The organism is Kitasatospora sp. NPDC022785, assembly GCF_055561295.1.
Window position 1 is genome coordinate 46,486 of record NZ_JBVHHB010000021.1, and the last position, 13,996, is coordinate 60,481.

At 72.8% G+C, this 13,996-nt stretch carries 14 protein-coding genes and 1 tRNA gene; 3 read left to right on the forward strand and 12 right to left on the reverse strand.

The annotated features are described in order from the left end of the window. Nucleotides 1-114: 114 nt before the first annotated feature. The 7 genes from ACZ3YO_RS27940 to ACZ3YO_RS27970 form a co-directional block, all read right to left on the reverse strand. Nucleotides 115-441, reverse strand: coding sequence for a hypothetical protein (locus tag ACZ3YO_RS27940; protein ID WP_465548109.1), 327 nt, complete (start codon nucleotides 439-441; stop codon nucleotides 115-117). A 144-nt stretch (nucleotides 442-585) separates the two neighbouring features. Continuing rightward, nucleotides 586-1,167 carry an aminoacyl-tRNA hydrolase gene (gene pth, locus ACZ3YO_RS27945; RefSeq protein ID WP_465574471.1) on the reverse strand — a complete coding sequence of 194 codons (582 nt, stop codon included), beginning with the start codon at nucleotides 1,165-1,167 and terminating at the stop codon, nucleotides 586-588. 108 nt (nucleotides 1,168-1,275) lie between these two features. Continuing rightward, on the reverse strand, nucleotides 1,276-1,875 hold the full coding sequence (locus ACZ3YO_RS27950; RefSeq protein WP_465574474.1) for a 50S ribosomal protein L25/general stress protein Ctc: 600 nt from the start codon (nucleotides 1,873-1,875) through the stop codon (nucleotides 1,276-1,278). A gap of 283 nt (nucleotides 1,876-2,158) precedes the next feature. Further along, complete coding sequence (locus tag ACZ3YO_RS27955; RefSeq protein WP_396325358.1) at nucleotides 2,159-3,136, reverse strand: ribose-phosphate diphosphokinase; 978 nt, start codon at nucleotides 3,134-3,136, stop codon at nucleotides 2,159-2,161. Nucleotides 3,137-3,338: 202 nt separating this feature from the next. Beyond that, complete coding sequence (gene glmU / locus ACZ3YO_RS27960) at nucleotides 3,339-4,796, reverse strand: bifunctional UDP-N-acetylglucosamine diphosphorylase/glucosamine-1-phosphate N-acetyltransferase GlmU (RefSeq protein ID WP_396325360.1); 1,458 nt, start codon at nucleotides 4,794-4,796, stop codon at nucleotides 3,339-3,341. Between the two features lie 145 nt (nucleotides 4,797-4,941). Next, a tRNA-Gln gene (locus ACZ3YO_RS27965) sits at nucleotides 4,942-5,014 on the reverse strand. Nucleotides 5,015-5,021: 7 nt separating this feature from the next. Next, on the reverse strand, nucleotides 5,022-5,711 hold the full coding sequence (locus tag ACZ3YO_RS27970) for a hypothetical protein (RefSeq protein ID WP_465574478.1): 690 nt from the start codon (nucleotides 5,709-5,711) through the stop codon (nucleotides 5,022-5,024). A gap of 174 nt (nucleotides 5,712-5,885) precedes the next feature. Between ACZ3YO_RS27970 and ACZ3YO_RS27975 the strand changes: the two genes are divergently transcribed. Together ACZ3YO_RS27975 and ACZ3YO_RS27980 are read left to right on the forward strand one after the other, a co-directional pair. Next, a complete protein-coding gene (locus ACZ3YO_RS27975; protein ID WP_396325363.1) occupies nucleotides 5,886-6,857 on the forward strand; it encodes an acyl-CoA desaturase in 972 nt (323 codons plus the stop codon). A 26-nt stretch (nucleotides 6,858-6,883) separates the two neighbouring features. Beyond that, nucleotides 6,884-7,633: a TetR/AcrR family transcriptional regulator gene (locus ACZ3YO_RS27980; RefSeq protein WP_465574481.1), complete on the forward strand. Its 750-nt coding sequence runs from the start codon at nucleotides 6,884-6,886 to the stop codon at nucleotides 7,631-7,633. On the opposite strand, the gene ACZ3YO_RS27985 is transcribed toward ACZ3YO_RS27980, so the two are convergent. Further along, nucleotides 7,630-8,421, reverse strand: coding sequence for a trans-aconitate 2-methyltransferase (locus tag ACZ3YO_RS27985; RefSeq protein ID WP_465574484.1), 792 nt, complete (start codon nucleotides 8,419-8,421; stop codon nucleotides 7,630-7,632). The two genes, ACZ3YO_RS27980 and ACZ3YO_RS27985, sit on opposite strands and share 4 nt — an antisense overlap. 111 nt (nucleotides 8,422-8,532) lie before the next feature. On the opposite strand from ACZ3YO_RS27985, the gene ACZ3YO_RS27990 reads away from it, so the two are divergent. Next, nucleotides 8,533-9,030 (forward strand): MarR family winged helix-turn-helix transcriptional regulator, encoded by a 498-nt coding sequence (locus tag ACZ3YO_RS27990; RefSeq protein ID WP_209417545.1) that lies wholly within the window; start codon nucleotides 8,533-8,535, stop codon nucleotides 9,028-9,030. Between the two features lie 22 nt (nucleotides 9,031-9,052). On the opposite strand, the gene ACZ3YO_RS27995 is transcribed toward ACZ3YO_RS27990, so the two are convergent. The 4 genes from ACZ3YO_RS27995 to ACZ3YO_RS28010 all read right to left on the reverse strand — a co-directional run bounded on the left by ACZ3YO_RS27995 (nucleotide 9,053) and on the right by ACZ3YO_RS28010 (nucleotide 13,962). Next, complete coding sequence (locus ACZ3YO_RS27995; RefSeq protein ID WP_465574487.1) at nucleotides 9,053-10,606, reverse strand: polysaccharide biosynthesis protein; 1,554 nt, start codon at nucleotides 10,604-10,606, stop codon at nucleotides 9,053-9,055. Nucleotides 10,607-10,667: 61 nt separating this feature from the next. Next, a complete protein-coding gene (locus tag ACZ3YO_RS28000) occupies nucleotides 10,668-11,618 on the reverse strand; it encodes a LuxR C-terminal-related transcriptional regulator (RefSeq protein WP_465574490.1) in 951 nt (316 codons plus the stop codon). Between the two features lie 186 nt (nucleotides 11,619-11,804). Further along, nucleotides 11,805-13,358, reverse strand: coding sequence for a DHA2 family efflux MFS transporter permease subunit (locus ACZ3YO_RS28005; protein ID WP_465574492.1), 1,554 nt, complete (start codon nucleotides 13,356-13,358; stop codon nucleotides 11,805-11,807). 22 nt (nucleotides 13,359-13,380) lie between these two features. Continuing rightward, on the reverse strand, nucleotides 13,381-13,962 hold the full coding sequence (locus ACZ3YO_RS28010; protein WP_465574495.1) for an NADPH-dependent FMN reductase: 582 nt from the start codon (nucleotides 13,960-13,962) through the stop codon (nucleotides 13,381-13,383). Between the last annotated feature and the right edge of the window lie 34 nt (nucleotides 13,963-13,996).

Genomic DNA, 13,996 nt, shown 5'->3' on the forward strand with positions numbered 1-13,996 from the left:
GGAACGGACCCCGGCCACCACCGGCCGACGGCAACGGATGACGACTCTTCGGAGAGAAAGGGCGGGGCCGGTGCCCGGACCTCCGGACACCGGCCCCGCCGGGCACCTCTCGCGTCACTCCCCCGGATCGCCCGCGCGCCGGCGCTTCACCCACAGGGCCGCACCGCCCGCCGCCACGACCAGGCCGCCGCCGACGGCCAGCAGGCCCGCGTCACCGCCGACCGAGCCGCCCAGCACCGGGCCGAACTGCGCCGCCGCAGGATCCGAGGACACCACACCCGGATCGGGATCCGCCACCGTCTCCGCGTGCGCCACGCCGCCGCCCGAGAGCAGCACCCCGGCCGCTCCCAGCGCACCGGCCGTACCCACTCGCCGTCCGAGCTGCTTCAGCCGCACCACCCGGACCCGACGAAGGCGCCGGACCGGCCGAAAACTCCGCATCGAGAACTCCCCAGGACCCGTTCGCGTACGGGCCCGACGCTATCGGATCCCGCACGTGATTCTCACGCCCGTTCAGGTTTGGAGGGCCAAGCGTTGTACGACTGTTGCGTACCGCCACCGGACTTCTGACGGTCGGTCACCGGTTCAGGAGTTGTACGTCCCCTGGGCCCGCTCCAGCCCCTCCGTCAGCAGCGCCTCCACCGCGTCCGCCGACCGGTCCACGAACCAGTCCAGCTCCTTGCGCTCGGCACCGGAGAAGTCCTTCAGGACGAAGTCCGCGACCTCCATCCGGCCCGGCGGGCGGCCGATCCCGCAGCGCACCCGGTGGTACTCCGGGCCCAGCGACTTGGTGATCGACTTCAGCCCGTTGTGGCCGTTGTCCCCGCCGCCCAGCTTCAGCCGCAGCGTCGCGTAGTCGATGTCCAGCTCGTCGTGGACCGCCACCACGGCCGAGGCCGGCGCCTTGTAGAAGTCCCGCAGCGCCGTCACCGGGCCGCCGGAGAGGTTCATGAACGACATCGGCTTGGCCAGCACCACCCGCCGGCCCGCCAGCCTGCCCTCGGCGACCTGGGCCCGGCTCTTGTGCGCCTTGAACTTCGCGCCCATCCGCTGCGCCAGCAGGTCCACCACCATGAACCCGATGTTGTGCCGGTTGCGGGCGTACTGCTCACCCGGGTTGCCCAGCCCCACCACCAGCCAGGGCCCCTCGTACACGTCGTCGTTCATCCCACCGCTCCTCGTGGTCATGTTCACCGTCATCATCCCGGACATGCCGCTGCCCCGGCCGCTCCAGCACGGGAGCGACCGGGGCAGCGGTCAGGCTGTGCGAGAGGCTCAGGCCTCGGCGCCGGCCTCGGCGGCCTCGGCAGCCTCGGCGTCCGCGTCGGCCTGCGAGGCCTGGGCGCCGATGACCTGCAGCACGACGGCGTCGGCCTCGACGGCCAGCGTGGTGCCCTTGGGGAGCTCGATGTCACCGGCGGTGATCGAGGCACCGGCCTCCAGGCCCTCGACCGAGACGGTCACGGACTCGGGCAGGTGGGTGGCCTCGGCCTCGATCGGCAGGGCGTTGAGCACGTGCTCCAGCAGGTTGCCGCCGGGGGCCAGCTCGCCCTCGGTGTGCACCGGGATCTCGACGGTGACCTTCTCGCCGCGCTTCACGAGCAGCAGGTCGACGTGCTCGATGGTGCGCTTGATGGCCTCACGCTGGACGGCCTTCGGCAGGACGTACTCGTCCTTGCCCTCGATCGGGACGACCAGGAGGGCGTTCGGGGTCTTGAGGGCCATCATCAGGTCGTGGCTCGGCAGGTTCAGGTGAACCGGGGCGTGGCCGTGGCCGTAGACGACACCGGGGACGAAGCCGGCACGGCGGGCGCGACGGGCGGCACCCTTGCCGAACTCGGTACGGGTCTCAGCGGCAAGGCGGATCTCGGACACGACTGCACTCCTCGTGAAAAATGGCGCGGGGGTGCAGGCAACGCGAAAAACCGCCGGGACCACACCCTCAGTACGTTCGGGGGTCACTCGGCGGCCTACGACCTCTGCCGACAGCCGAAAATCCGGCACCGGCAGCGCGTCGATCACGGAGCGGGCACCCGGCAAGCAGGCACACGGCATCCCTCGCCGAGCAGTTTCACGAGTCTAACCGCACCGGTGGCCTCTCGCGAAATCGGCGGCGGCCCCGGCCCTTTCGGGACCGGGGCCGCCTGCGCGGGCTTCGTCAGTGCACGCCCTCGAACAGGCTGGTGACCGAACCGTCCTCGAACACCTCGCGGATCGCGGCCGCGATCGACGGGGCGATCGACAGCGTGGTGATCTTGTCGAGCTGGAGCTCGGCCGGGGTCGGCAGCGTGTTGGTGAACACGAACTCGCTGACCCGGGAGTTCTTCAGGCGGTCCGCCGCCGGGCCGGAGAGCACACCGTGGGTGGCGGCCACGATGACGTCCGCCGCGCCGTTCTCGAACAGCGCGTCGGCCGCGGCGCAGATGGTGCCCGCGGTGTCGATCATGTCGTCGACCAGGACGCAGACCCGGTCCTTGACGTCACCGACCACCTCGGCGGAGAGGATGGTGTTGGCCTGCGTCATGTCGCGGCGCTTGTGGATGATCGCCAGCGGCGCACCCAGCCGGTCCGACCACTGGTCCGCGACCTTCACCCGGCCGGCGTCCGGCGAGACGATGGTCAGCCGGTCGCGGTCGACCTTCTCGCCCAGGTAGTCCGCCAGCAGCGGCAGCGCGAACAGGTGGTCGACCGGGCCGTCGAAGAAGCCCTGGATCTGCGCGGTGTGCAGGTCCACCGCCATCAGGCGGTCGGCGCCCGCCTGCCGCAGCAGGTCCGCGATCAGGCGGGCCGAGATCGGCTCCCGGCCCAGGTGCTTCTTGTCCTGGCGGGCGTAGCCGTAGAACGGCAGGATCGCCGTGATGCTCCGGGCGGAGGCCCGCTTCAGAGCATCGATCATGATCAGCTGCTCCATGATCCACTGGTTGATGGGAGCCGTGTGGCTCTGCATCACGAAGCAGTCCGCACCGCGCGCCGAATCCAGGAAGCGGACGTAGATCTCGCCGTTGGCGAAGTCCAGGGCCTTGGTCGGGACCAGCTCGGTCCCCAGCGACGCGGCCACCTCCCTCGCCAGCTCCGGGTGGGCACGGCCGGAGAAGAGCTTGAGTTTCTTCTCACCCGACGTCGTGATCCCGCTCACTGCACCGTCTCCTCGCGTTGCTGACGCTGAACCCGTCCGCACCGCAGGCAGGCGCGAGCCCGCTGGCGATAGGGGTCGGGGGAATGTCGGTACGCCTGGACACGGGCGGTAAGCCCAATGGCGCACGTATGTCCCCAAGGTTACGCGCCCGCGCAGAAACCGTCCGCCCCGGGATCGCCCCTCGGACTCCCGCCCCGCCCCGTCAGGCCTCCGCAGCCTCTTCCGAGGCGGCGGCCGCAGCCTGGGCCGACGTGGTCCCGGGGCGCTTGCGCTCCACCCAGCCGGCGATGTTGCGCTGCTGCGCCCGGGCCACGCCCAGTGCGCCGGGCGGCACGTCCGAGGAGATCACCGAGCCGGCCGCGGTGTAGGCACCGTCGCCGACGGTGACCGGAGCGATGAACATGTTGTCGGATCCGGTACGGCAGTGCGCCCCGATCACCGTGCGGTGCTTGTTCACCCCGTCGTAGTTCACCGTGACGGAGGCCGCACCGACGTTGGTGCCCTCGCCGATGGTGGCGTCCCCGATGTAGGAGAGGTGCGGCACCTTGGCGCCCTCGCCCAGCTCCGAGTTCTTCACCTCGACGTAAGTGCCGACCTTCGCCTTGCGGGCCAGCTTCGCCCCCGGCCGCAGGTAGGCGTACGGGCCGGCGGTGGCGAGGTCGCCCACCTCGGCGCCGTCCGCCGTGGTGTTGCTCACACGGGCGCCGGCGCCGATCCGGGTGTCCTTCAGCGTCGAGTTCGGGCCCACCTCGCAGCCCTCGCCCAGGTGGGTGAGGCCCTGCAGCTGGGTGCCCGGCAGCACCACCGCGTCCGGCTCGTACGACACCTGCACGTCGATCCAGGTGGTCGCCGGGTCCACCACGGTGACGCCCGCGCGCATCGCCCGCTCCAGCAGGCGGTCGTTCAGCAGCCGCCGGGCCTGCGCCAGCTGCACCCGGTCGTTGATGCCCAGGATGTCCCGGTAGTCCGCGGCCACCACGGCGCCGACCCGGTGGCCGGCGGTCCGCAGGATCTCCAGGGTGTCGGTGAGGTACTCCTCGCCCTGCACGTTGTCGGTGGTCACCCGGGAGAGCGCCTCGGCCAGCAGCTTGGCGTCGAAGGCGAAGACCCCGGAGTTGATCTCGGCGATCGCCCGCTGGGCGTCCGAGGCGTCCTTCTCCTCGACGATCGCCGCGACCGCGCCGTCCGCCCCGTCCCGCAGGATCCGGCCGTAGCCGAACGGGTCCGGCACCACGGCGGTCAGCACGGTGACGCCGTTGCCCTGCTCGGTGTGGGCACCGGCGAGCGCGGCCAGCGTCGCACCGGTCAGCAGCGGTGCGTCCCCGGTGGTGACGATCACCGTGCCGTCCAGCTCCACCCCGTCCGCGGCCAGCGCCTCCAGCGCCGTCCGCACGGCGTGCCCGGTGCCCTTCTGCTCCTCCTGTACCACGGCGCGCGCCGCCGGGTGGTGCGCCGCCAGGTGCTCCTGCACCTTCTCGCGCATGTGCCCGACCACCACGACCAACTGCTGCGGAGTCAGCTCCTCTGCCGCCGCCACCGCATGACCCACCAGTGACCGCCCGCACACCTCGTGCAGCACCTTGGGCAGGCTGTTCGACTTCATCCGGGTCCCGCCACCGGCGGCAAGTACGACAACGGCGGCAGGCGAATTGGCACTCACGGGTGGAGGCTCCTCAGTCGGTTCACAGAGAGGGCAGTGCAGCCAGAGAGAGGATCCGCACGTCTACGCCCTGGCGCCTAGAGGATAACCGGGGCCGGGAAACGGACAGTTTGGCCTGGATCCAGGGGCCTCGGCCATGGCAATGCTCCGCCGGATGGACTCGAACCATCACTGCAAGGCTCCAAAGGCCTGCGGGCTGCCAATTACCCCACGGCGGATAGTTGCTCAGACCTTACCCGAGTCCGCCGCGCGCTGTGTATCGGCAATCCCCTTCCACCATCCCTCGATCCGGCGATACAGGTCGGCGCCGCCCAGCACGCTGACAACCAGGCAACCGTGATAACCCTCGCCGGTGTTCCTCCGCACCGTCCTCGGGTTGTGCCGCTTCAGCGTCGCACGCTGGAGTCTTTCTCCGGGCACCCCGGCGACGCCTGCCCAGAAGCGCTCCGCCTCGGGCACGTCCGCCGACTCGTGAATCGACACCCTGAGCCGCCATCGGTCCTCCGCCACCCCCAGAAGCCGGAGCCAGGCAAGGTAGACCGACACCACTCCCGGGTCACTGTTGATGAAGGTGACCTTCTCCCGCCGGTCGTAGGGCTTGTCCTTGGAGCCTTCAGCCCAGTACAGCGCGACACCGACGAGGAAGAGATCCCGGTCGCTCATCGGGCCGATCTCCGCAGCGGCAGCCGTCTTCGTGGCCCTGCGTTCCTCCTCCCGCTGTCTGCGGACAGGCCCCCAGCGGGTCTCGGCCGCTCTGCGCATCCGCTCCCGGCTCGGCCGCGGTGCCGGCAGGTCCCGCACCCAGAGGGATATCGAGCTCTTCGACACCCCCAGCTCGGCCCGGATCTCGTCGTACGTCCGGCCCTCGCGGCGGAGGCGGCGGGCGGCTTCCCGCAGCTCGGTCTTGGCTCGCATGCGGCGATTCTGTGTGCGATACGTCCCATGTGGGGCGAATCAGAGCTTCATCCATCCAGTCGGGTGAATTCACTCAAGTGACCCCAGCGGCGTATTCCCCGGACAACCGGGCACAACCTACGATGCCGTAGGTTACGCCAACGTAGCCTCCGCCCCCTCCCCCAAGGGACGCCCATGACCATCCAGGCCGGCGAGGCGCGCGCCGATACCGCGCACTCCATCGATCCCGCCCCGACGCAGTTGTCCGCCACCCGTGGCGGGGAGAAGCAGGGGCTCGCCGAGCGGGTCGCGCTCGGGCTCTTCATCGCCGTACCCTTCGCCGCCCTGCTGGCCGCCGTGCCGGTGGCCTGGGGGTGGGGGCTGGGGTGGACGGACCTCGCGATCGCCACCGCCATGTACTTCCTCACCTGCCACGGCATCACGGTCGGCTACCACCGCTACTTCACCCACGGCGCCTTCAAGGCCAACCGGGCCCTGCGGGTCGCCCTCGCCATCGCCGGGTCGCTGGCGATCGAGGGGCCGCTGGTGCGCTGGGTGGCCGACCACCGCAAGCACCACCGGTACAGCGACAAGGACGGCGACCCGCACTCGCCCTGGCGCTACGGCGAGACCGTCCCGGCCCTGCTCAAGGGCCTCTGGTGGGCGCACATGGGCTGGCTCTTCGACGAGGAGCAGACCCCGCAGCTGAAGTACGCGCCCGACCTGGTGCGCGACCCGGCCATAAGAGTGGTCTCCCGGCTGTTCTGGCTCTGGACGACGCTCTCGATGCTGCTGCCGCCGCTGGTCGGCGGGCTGGTCACGCTCTCCTGGCAGGGCGCGCTCTCCGCGTTCTTCTGGGGCTCGCTGGTCCGGGTGGCACTGCTGCACCACGTCACCTGGTCGATCAACTCGATCTGCCACGCGGTGGGCGCACACCCGTTCCGCTCCCGCGACCGCTCCGGCAACGTCTGGTGGCTGGCCGTGCTCTCCTGCGGCGAGTCCTGGCACAACCTGCACCACGCGGACCCGACCTCGGCCCGCCACGGTGTGCTGCGGGGGCAGGTCGACTCCTCGGCCCGGCTGATCCGCTGGTTCGAGCTGGCCGGCTGGGCCCGGGACGTCCGTTGGCCGGACGCACAGCGGATCGCCGCCCGCCGCGCCGCATGAGGGCGCGCCTGCAGCATGATGTAGGGGTGAACGGGAGCAGCGCAGACAGCACAGGCGGCCACGAGAGCACGCGGACGGAGGCCGCGCTCGATGCGGCGCAGGCCCGTCCGCGTGCGGCCGCCCCGGCGGGTGCGGCTGCGCCGGCGGGCCGCCGCCGGGCCGGCCGGGTGCGGATGACCGGGAAGCAACGGCGGGAGCAGCTGCTGGAGATCGGCCGGTCGGTGTTCGCCGAGCGCGGCTACGACGGCACGTCGGTGGAGGAGATCGCCGAACGGGCCGGGGTCTCCAAGCCGGTGGTGTACGAGCACTTCGGGGGCAAGGAGGGGCTGTACGCGGTGGTGGTGGACCGCGAGATGCAGCTGCTGCTGGACATGGTGACGGGGGCGCTGACCGGCGGGCACTCGCGGGAGCTGCTGGAGCAGGCGGCGTTCGCGCTGATGGACTACATCGACACGTCGACGGACGGTTTCAAGATCCTCGTCCGGGACTCCCCGGTGGCCCAGTCGACCGGCACCTTCGCCTCGCTGATCAGCGACATCGCGACGCAGGTGGAGGACATCCTGGGCCTGGAGTTCAAGGCGCGGGGCTTCGACGCGCGCCTCGCCCCGATGTACTCGCAGATGCTGGTGGGGATGGTCGCGCTGACGGGCCAGTGGTGGCTGGAGGTGCGCAAGCCGCAGAAGGCCGAGGTGGCCGCCCACCTGGTCAACCTGGCCTGGCACGGCCTGGAGGGGATGGAGCGGCACCCGAAGCTGGTCGGCGAGCGGAAGGCCTAACGCCTGGTCCCGACGGCGAAGATCCGCCGGAACGGGAAGACGGTGCCCTGCGGTCCGGCCGGGTAGGCCTCGCGGAGCAGGGCGCCGTACTCGGCGAGGAAGGCCTCGCGGGCGGCGGGGTCGGTGAGCCGGGTGAGGACGGGCCGCAGCGCGGTGCCCTTGACCCACTCCAGTACCGGGTCGGGGCCGGTGAGCAGGGTGCTGTAGGTGGTCTCCCACACGTCGGGGGTGCAGCCGGCGTCGGCGAGGGCCCGGAGGTAGTCGCCCGGCCGGTGGACGCCGGCCCGGGTGGCGTCCCCGCCCAGGGCCTCGCGCCAGCGGGGGCTGCGGCGCAGCTCGGCGAGCACGGTGTGGCTGGGCGAGTCGAAGTTGCCGGGCACCTGGAAGGCGATCACCCCGCCCGGCGCGAGCGCCGCGGCCCAGCGCGGCAGCAGTCCGAGGTGGCCCGGGAGCCACTGCAGGGTCGCGTTCGAGACGATCAGGTCCGGCGCCGCCCCGGCCGGGTCGTAGGTGACCGCGTCGGCGAGCAGGTAGTCGGCGGTGGGCTCGCCGGTGGTGCGGGCGGTGGCGAGCATCTCGGCGGAGTTGTCGATGCCGGTGATCCGGGCCTCGGGCCAGCGTTCGCGCAGGACGGCGGTGGAGTTGCCGGGGCCGCAGCCGATGTCGAGGACGGTGGCGGCGGGCTGGTGCGGGACTTCGGGCACGCGGGCGAGCAGGTCGCGCAGCGGGCGGGTCCGTTCGTCGGCGAAACGCAGGTACTGCTCGGGGTCCCAGACGGGGGTGGTCATGACGGGCCTCACAAGTATCTCGACGTCAAGATATCCAGTGGCAGCTTCCACATTACATTTCTCGACGTCAAGAGACTTCACATCGACACATCCCCCGATACACTGATCGTCATGGAGGACGAGGTCGACCGCCTGGTCGCAGCATGGCGCCGAGAGCGCCCCGACCTCGACGTGGAACCACTTGAGGTGCTCAGCCGGGTCAGCCGTCTCGCACGGCACCTCGACCGCGCCCGCCGGACGGCCTTCGCCGAGCACGGCCTGGAGCCCTGGGAGTTCGACGTCCTGACCGCGCTTCGGCGGGCGGGCTCCCCGTACCAGCTGTCCCCCGGGCAGCTGCTCACCCAGACCCTCGTCACCTCCGGCACGATGACCAACCGGATCGACCGGCTCACCGGCAAGGGCCTGGTCAAGCGCCTGCCCGACCCGGACGACCGGCGCGGCGTACTGGTCCGGCTCACCGAGGACGGCCGCGACCGCGCCGACCAGGCGCTCGCCGGGCTGCTCGCGCACGAGCGCGAGCTGCTCGCCCAGCTCACCGGCGCCCAGCAGGGCGAGCTCGCCGGGCTGCTGCGGCAGCTCGTCGCCCCCTTCGACAACATCCCGGGCTGAGCCGCAGCGCCCCACGGCACCGCTAGAAGCCGTCCGGGTAGGGGGCACTGAGCGCGGGCACCGGTGCCGGCTCCGCCTCCGCCGTCCGGTAGCCCGGCAGCAGCTCCGCCAGGCGGCGCCGCACCTCCTCGTCGCTGTTGCCCACCGCGGCCTCGTACAGGCCGGTCAGCCCGCCCGCGAGGTCCTCCGGGCCCGCGGCGGACTCGGCCACCGTGGCGTAGATCCGGGAGTGCGCGGTGGGCAGCCGTTCCTCGCCCTCCGAGAAGAGCGCCTCGTTCAGCTTCTCCCCGGCCCGCAGGCCGGTGTAGCGGATCTCCACCTCGTCCCGGCCGAGCTGCACCTGCTCGGCGAAGTTGTGCACCAGGTCGACGATCCGCACCGGCTCGCCCATGTCCAGCACGAACACCTCGCCGCCGTGGGCCATCCGGCCGGCTTCCAGCACCAGGCCGACGGCCTCCTCGATGGTCATGAAGAACCGCGTCACGTCCGGGTGGGTGATGGTCACCGGGCCGCCGCTGCGCAGCTGCTCGGCCAGCACCGAGAGCAGCGAGCCGCGCGAGCCCAGCACGTTGCCGAAGCGGACCGCCGAGAACACCCCGGTGCCGAGGTTGCGCGCGTCCCGGGCGTTGGCCTGCACGATCAGCTCGGCCAGCCGCTTGCTGGCACCGAGCACGGACGTCGGGTCGGCCGCCTTGTCGGTGGAGATCAGGACGAACCGCTCGACACCGGTGGCCAGCGCGGCCTCCACCAGGTGGTCGGTGCCCAGCACGTTGGACTTGACCGCCTCGCTGGGGTGACGCTCCAGCAGCGGCAGGTGCTTGTGGGCGGCGGCGTGGAAGACCACCTCGGGCTCGAGGTCGCGGAAGATCTGCTGGATCCGCGGGCGGTCCCGGATGTCGGCGATCACCAGCGAGTCGTCGGTGAGCAGCGCCTCGCCCCAGATCTCCAGCTGGAGCCGGTGCAGGTTGGACTCGTCGTGGTCCAGCATGTAGAGCGCGCTCGGTTTGAACGCGTGGACCTGGCGGCAGAGTTCACTGCCGATCGAGCCGCCGGCGCCGGTCACCAGCACCCGCCGGCCCTCGATCACGTCCCGGACGTCGGCGGAGACCACGTGCACCTCGTGCCGGCCGATCAGCCGGTTGACGTCGAGGCTGCGCATGTCCGAGCCGACCACCTCGCGGCGCAGTGCGGCCAGGAAGGACGGCAGGTAGCGGACGGCTGCACCGGCCGCGGCGGCGGCGGTGGCCAGGGCGCGGACGCGCTGCGGGGCGAGGCCGGGGATGGCCAGCGCGACCACCTGGGCGTGGTGCCGGACGGCGAGTCCGGTGAGCTCCGCGAGGGTGCCGAGGACGGGGACGCCGTCCACGGCCCGGCCGGCCTTGGCCGGGTCGTCGTCGAGCAGGCCGATCGGGGCGAGGCCGAAGTCGGGTGTCCGGCCGAGGTCGCGGACGAGGGCGGTGCCGGCCGCGCCGGCGCCGACCACCAGGGTGCGCAGGCCCGTCGGCGGTGCGCTCCGGCCCGCTCCCGGGCCGTCCTGGGCTGTGTGCGGGCGTGCGGAAGTGCTGTGCGACGACATCTGTCCTCCGGATTTCCCTGACCTGACGGAACTGAGCCGGTACCTGGGTGTTACGGGCGGATCAGCCGGCGCCGGGAGCTGTGGTCGTGGCGACGGACGGCGTGGCTGCGGGCGCGGCCGGTTCGGACGGGCTGATGCCCGCCCGGCGCGCGACCGCGACGGCGGCCAGGGTGGAGTGCACCCCGAGCTTGCCGAGGACGTTCTGCATGTGGGTCCGCACGGTGTGCGGGGAGAGGTAGAGGCGCTCGGCGACGGCCTGCCGGCCGAGCCCGGCGACCATGCAGCGCAGGATCTGCTTCTCGCGCGGGGTGAGCGTCTCGACCAGGCGTTCGCTCTCGGTGCGGTCCCGCCGGGCGGTGGTGAGCTCCCGGATCACACCGGTGAGCAGCGCGGGCGGCAGGTGTGTCTCGTCGCGCAGGACGCCGCGGACCACGGCCAGCAGGCGGGCCAGCGAACTCTCCTTGGCCACCCAGCCGGTGGCGCCGGCGTGCAGCGCGCGGGCGGCGCGGTGGGCGTCGTCGGCGGTGGCCAGGACGACGGCCCGCAGCGTGGGGTGGTTGCGGCGGACCCGGGCGAGCAGGGTGATGCCGTCCGGCGCCGGCGCGGCGCCGTACTGCGGCCCGGCCGGGTGCACGGACGCCGTGGCCGCCGGGTACGGCGGCGCTGCGGGCGGGGCCTGCTGAGGGACGGCGCCCTGGCCGGGAGCCGCGGCCGGGCGGCGGGGTGCGGGCACGACGGCCGACGGGCGGCGGCGGGCGGCGTCCAGCGGGTCGGCGGACGGCCGGACAGGCCTGCGGGCCCCCGCGGCAACGGAGTCGGCGCCGAGGTCGGCGTCGATCAGGATCACGTCGAAGGCGCGGCCCTCGACGCCGGCGCGCTCCAGCGCTCGCTCGGCGGCGGCCGCGCTGCCGGCCGCGCCGACCTCCACATCGGGCTCGGCGGCGAGCGCCGCGGCCAGGGCCTCGGCGAAGATCCGGTGGTCGTCGACCACCAGGACGCGGATCCGCCCCATCGTCACTCCCCCCTGCTCAGGCCGGGCCGGGCCCGGGGCGACAGCCCGGTTCCACCGCCTTGACCTGGGCACTCGTCCGCCGCCCACCCCCCGGTTGCCGGGAGGACCTGAGGCGCCGACCCCCACCGGTACCGAAATCAGCGTACGGGGTGGGGGACGGCTCGGTGGGGGTTTGGTGAAGTTTCGTCAGGAGGTGCGCACTTGGCGCGACTTGGTGCTCCCGGCGCCGCCGCCGGGGGTCCGGCGGGAGATCAGGAGCGCGGGCAGCAGGGCGAGCGCGATCAGGGCGACGGCCCAGCCGTAGGTGTCCCGGAAGGCGTCCGCGAGGCCGGGGGCGAGCGCGGCCCGCGCGGCGCCGTCCAGGGCGTGCACGGCGGCCAGGCCGCCGCCGGCCTCCCCGCCGCCGACCGCGCCGGGCAGCCGGTCGGCCATCGCCCCGGTGAGCAGGACGGACATCAGGGCGGTGCCGACCGAACCGGAGACCTGCTGGACGATGGTGACCAGGGTGGTGGCAGCCGGGACCTCGGCCGGGGTGACGCTGCGGGTGGCAGCCGCCATGGCCGGCATCAGTGTCATGCCGATGCCCGTCCCGGTCACCACCAGGGCGGCGATCAGGTGCCAGTACGGGGTGTCGGCGGCGACCTGGACGGTGAAGCCGAGGAAGCCGGCGGCGGCCACGGCGGTGCCGGTGAGCACGATCCGGCCGGCGGCGAAGCGGTCGGACAGCCGGCCGGAGAACTGCATGGTGATGCCGGTGGCGAGGGCCTGCGGGATGCCGAGCAGGCCGACGTCGGTGGCGCTCTGGCCGCGCACCAGTTGGTAGTAGAGCGGGAGCAGCAGCATCGAGCCGAAGTAGCCGCAGCCGAACAGGGCGATGGTGGCGGCGGGCCCGGCGAAGGCGCGTCGGCCCAGCAGCCGCAGGTCGATCAGCGGCTCGCCCGTGGTCAGCGCCCGGGCGACGAACCCGGCGACCAGGGCCGCACCGGCCAGGGTGGGCAGCAGGCTGCCGGCGGCGCCGGGGTGTCCGTGCTCGGCGCCGAGGCCGTAGATCAGCGCGGCCAGGCCCGGGGAGAGCATCAGCAGGCCGGGCAGGTCCAGTCGGCGGCGGCGGGCGTCGCCGCCGCCGTCGCGGGGCAGCAGCCGGGCGGCGAGGACGAGGGCGAGCGCGCCGAGCGGCAGGTTGACCAGGAAGACCCAGCGCCAGGAGACCTCGTCGACCAGCCAGCCGCCGAGGACCGGCCCGGCCAGCGGGCCGATCAGGACGGGGATGCCGAGCACGCTCATGGTGCGGCCGGTGCGGGCCGGGTCGGAGGCGCGGACCAGGACGGTCATCCCGACCGGCATCACCATCCCGCCGCCCAGGCCCTGGACCACCCGGAAGGCGATCAGCGAGGGGGCGTCCCAGGCGGCGCCGGCCAGCACCGAGCCGAGCACGAACAGGGTGAGCGCGGTGAGGTAGAGGCGGCGGGTGCCGAACCGTCCGATCGCCCAGGCGGTGACCGGCGTGACGGTGGCGAGGGCCAGGGTGTAGCCGGTGGTGATCCACTGGATGGTGGCCAGCGGGGCGTGGAAGTCGCCGGCGAGGCGGTTGAGGGCGACGTTGACGATCGTGGTGTCGAGGACGGTCATCAGCGAGCCGAGGACCACGACGGCGGCGACGGCCGCGGTGCGCGGGCCGGGTGCGGCGGCCTCCGGCGTGCCGGCCGGCGCGGTGGTGGCCGGCACGGTGGTGGTGCTCATCGTCGTTCCCCCCGACCGCGGTTCAGACGCCGTAGGGGCGGACGGCGCGGGCGTCCCGGAGCGCGTGCGCCCACCAGGTGAGCTGGTCGAGCATGCCCTTGGTGGCACCGTTCGGGATGGTCGGGTCGACCGGGTCGCCGTCCTGGCCGAAGAGGCCCCAGACGTTGTGGAAGCTGACGCTGTCGCGGACGGTCACGGCGTGCAGTTCGGCGAAGACCAGCCGGAGCTGCTCGACCGCGCGCAGCCCGCCACCGAGGCCGCCGTAGGAGACGAAGCCGACCGGCTTGGCCCGCCACTCGGCGCCGTGCAGGTCGATCGCGTTCTTGAGGGCGGCCGGGAAGCTGTGGTTGTACTCCGGGGTGATCACCACGAAGGCGTCGGCGGCGGCCAGCCGGGGCGAGAGCGCGGCGTGCCGCTCGGCCTGCTCGGCGGTGGGCTCCTCGCCCACGTGGGCCAGCGGGTGCTCGGCCAGGTCGATGACGTCGAGATCGAGGTCGGCGCGCTGCCCGGCGGTGCGGACGAACCAGTCGGCGACGGTGGGCGCGAAGCGGCCCTGGCGGGTGCTGGCGATGATGACGGCGAGGCGGAACGGGGTCGCGGACATGGCTCTCTCCAGGGATGCGCTGCTGTTGGCCACC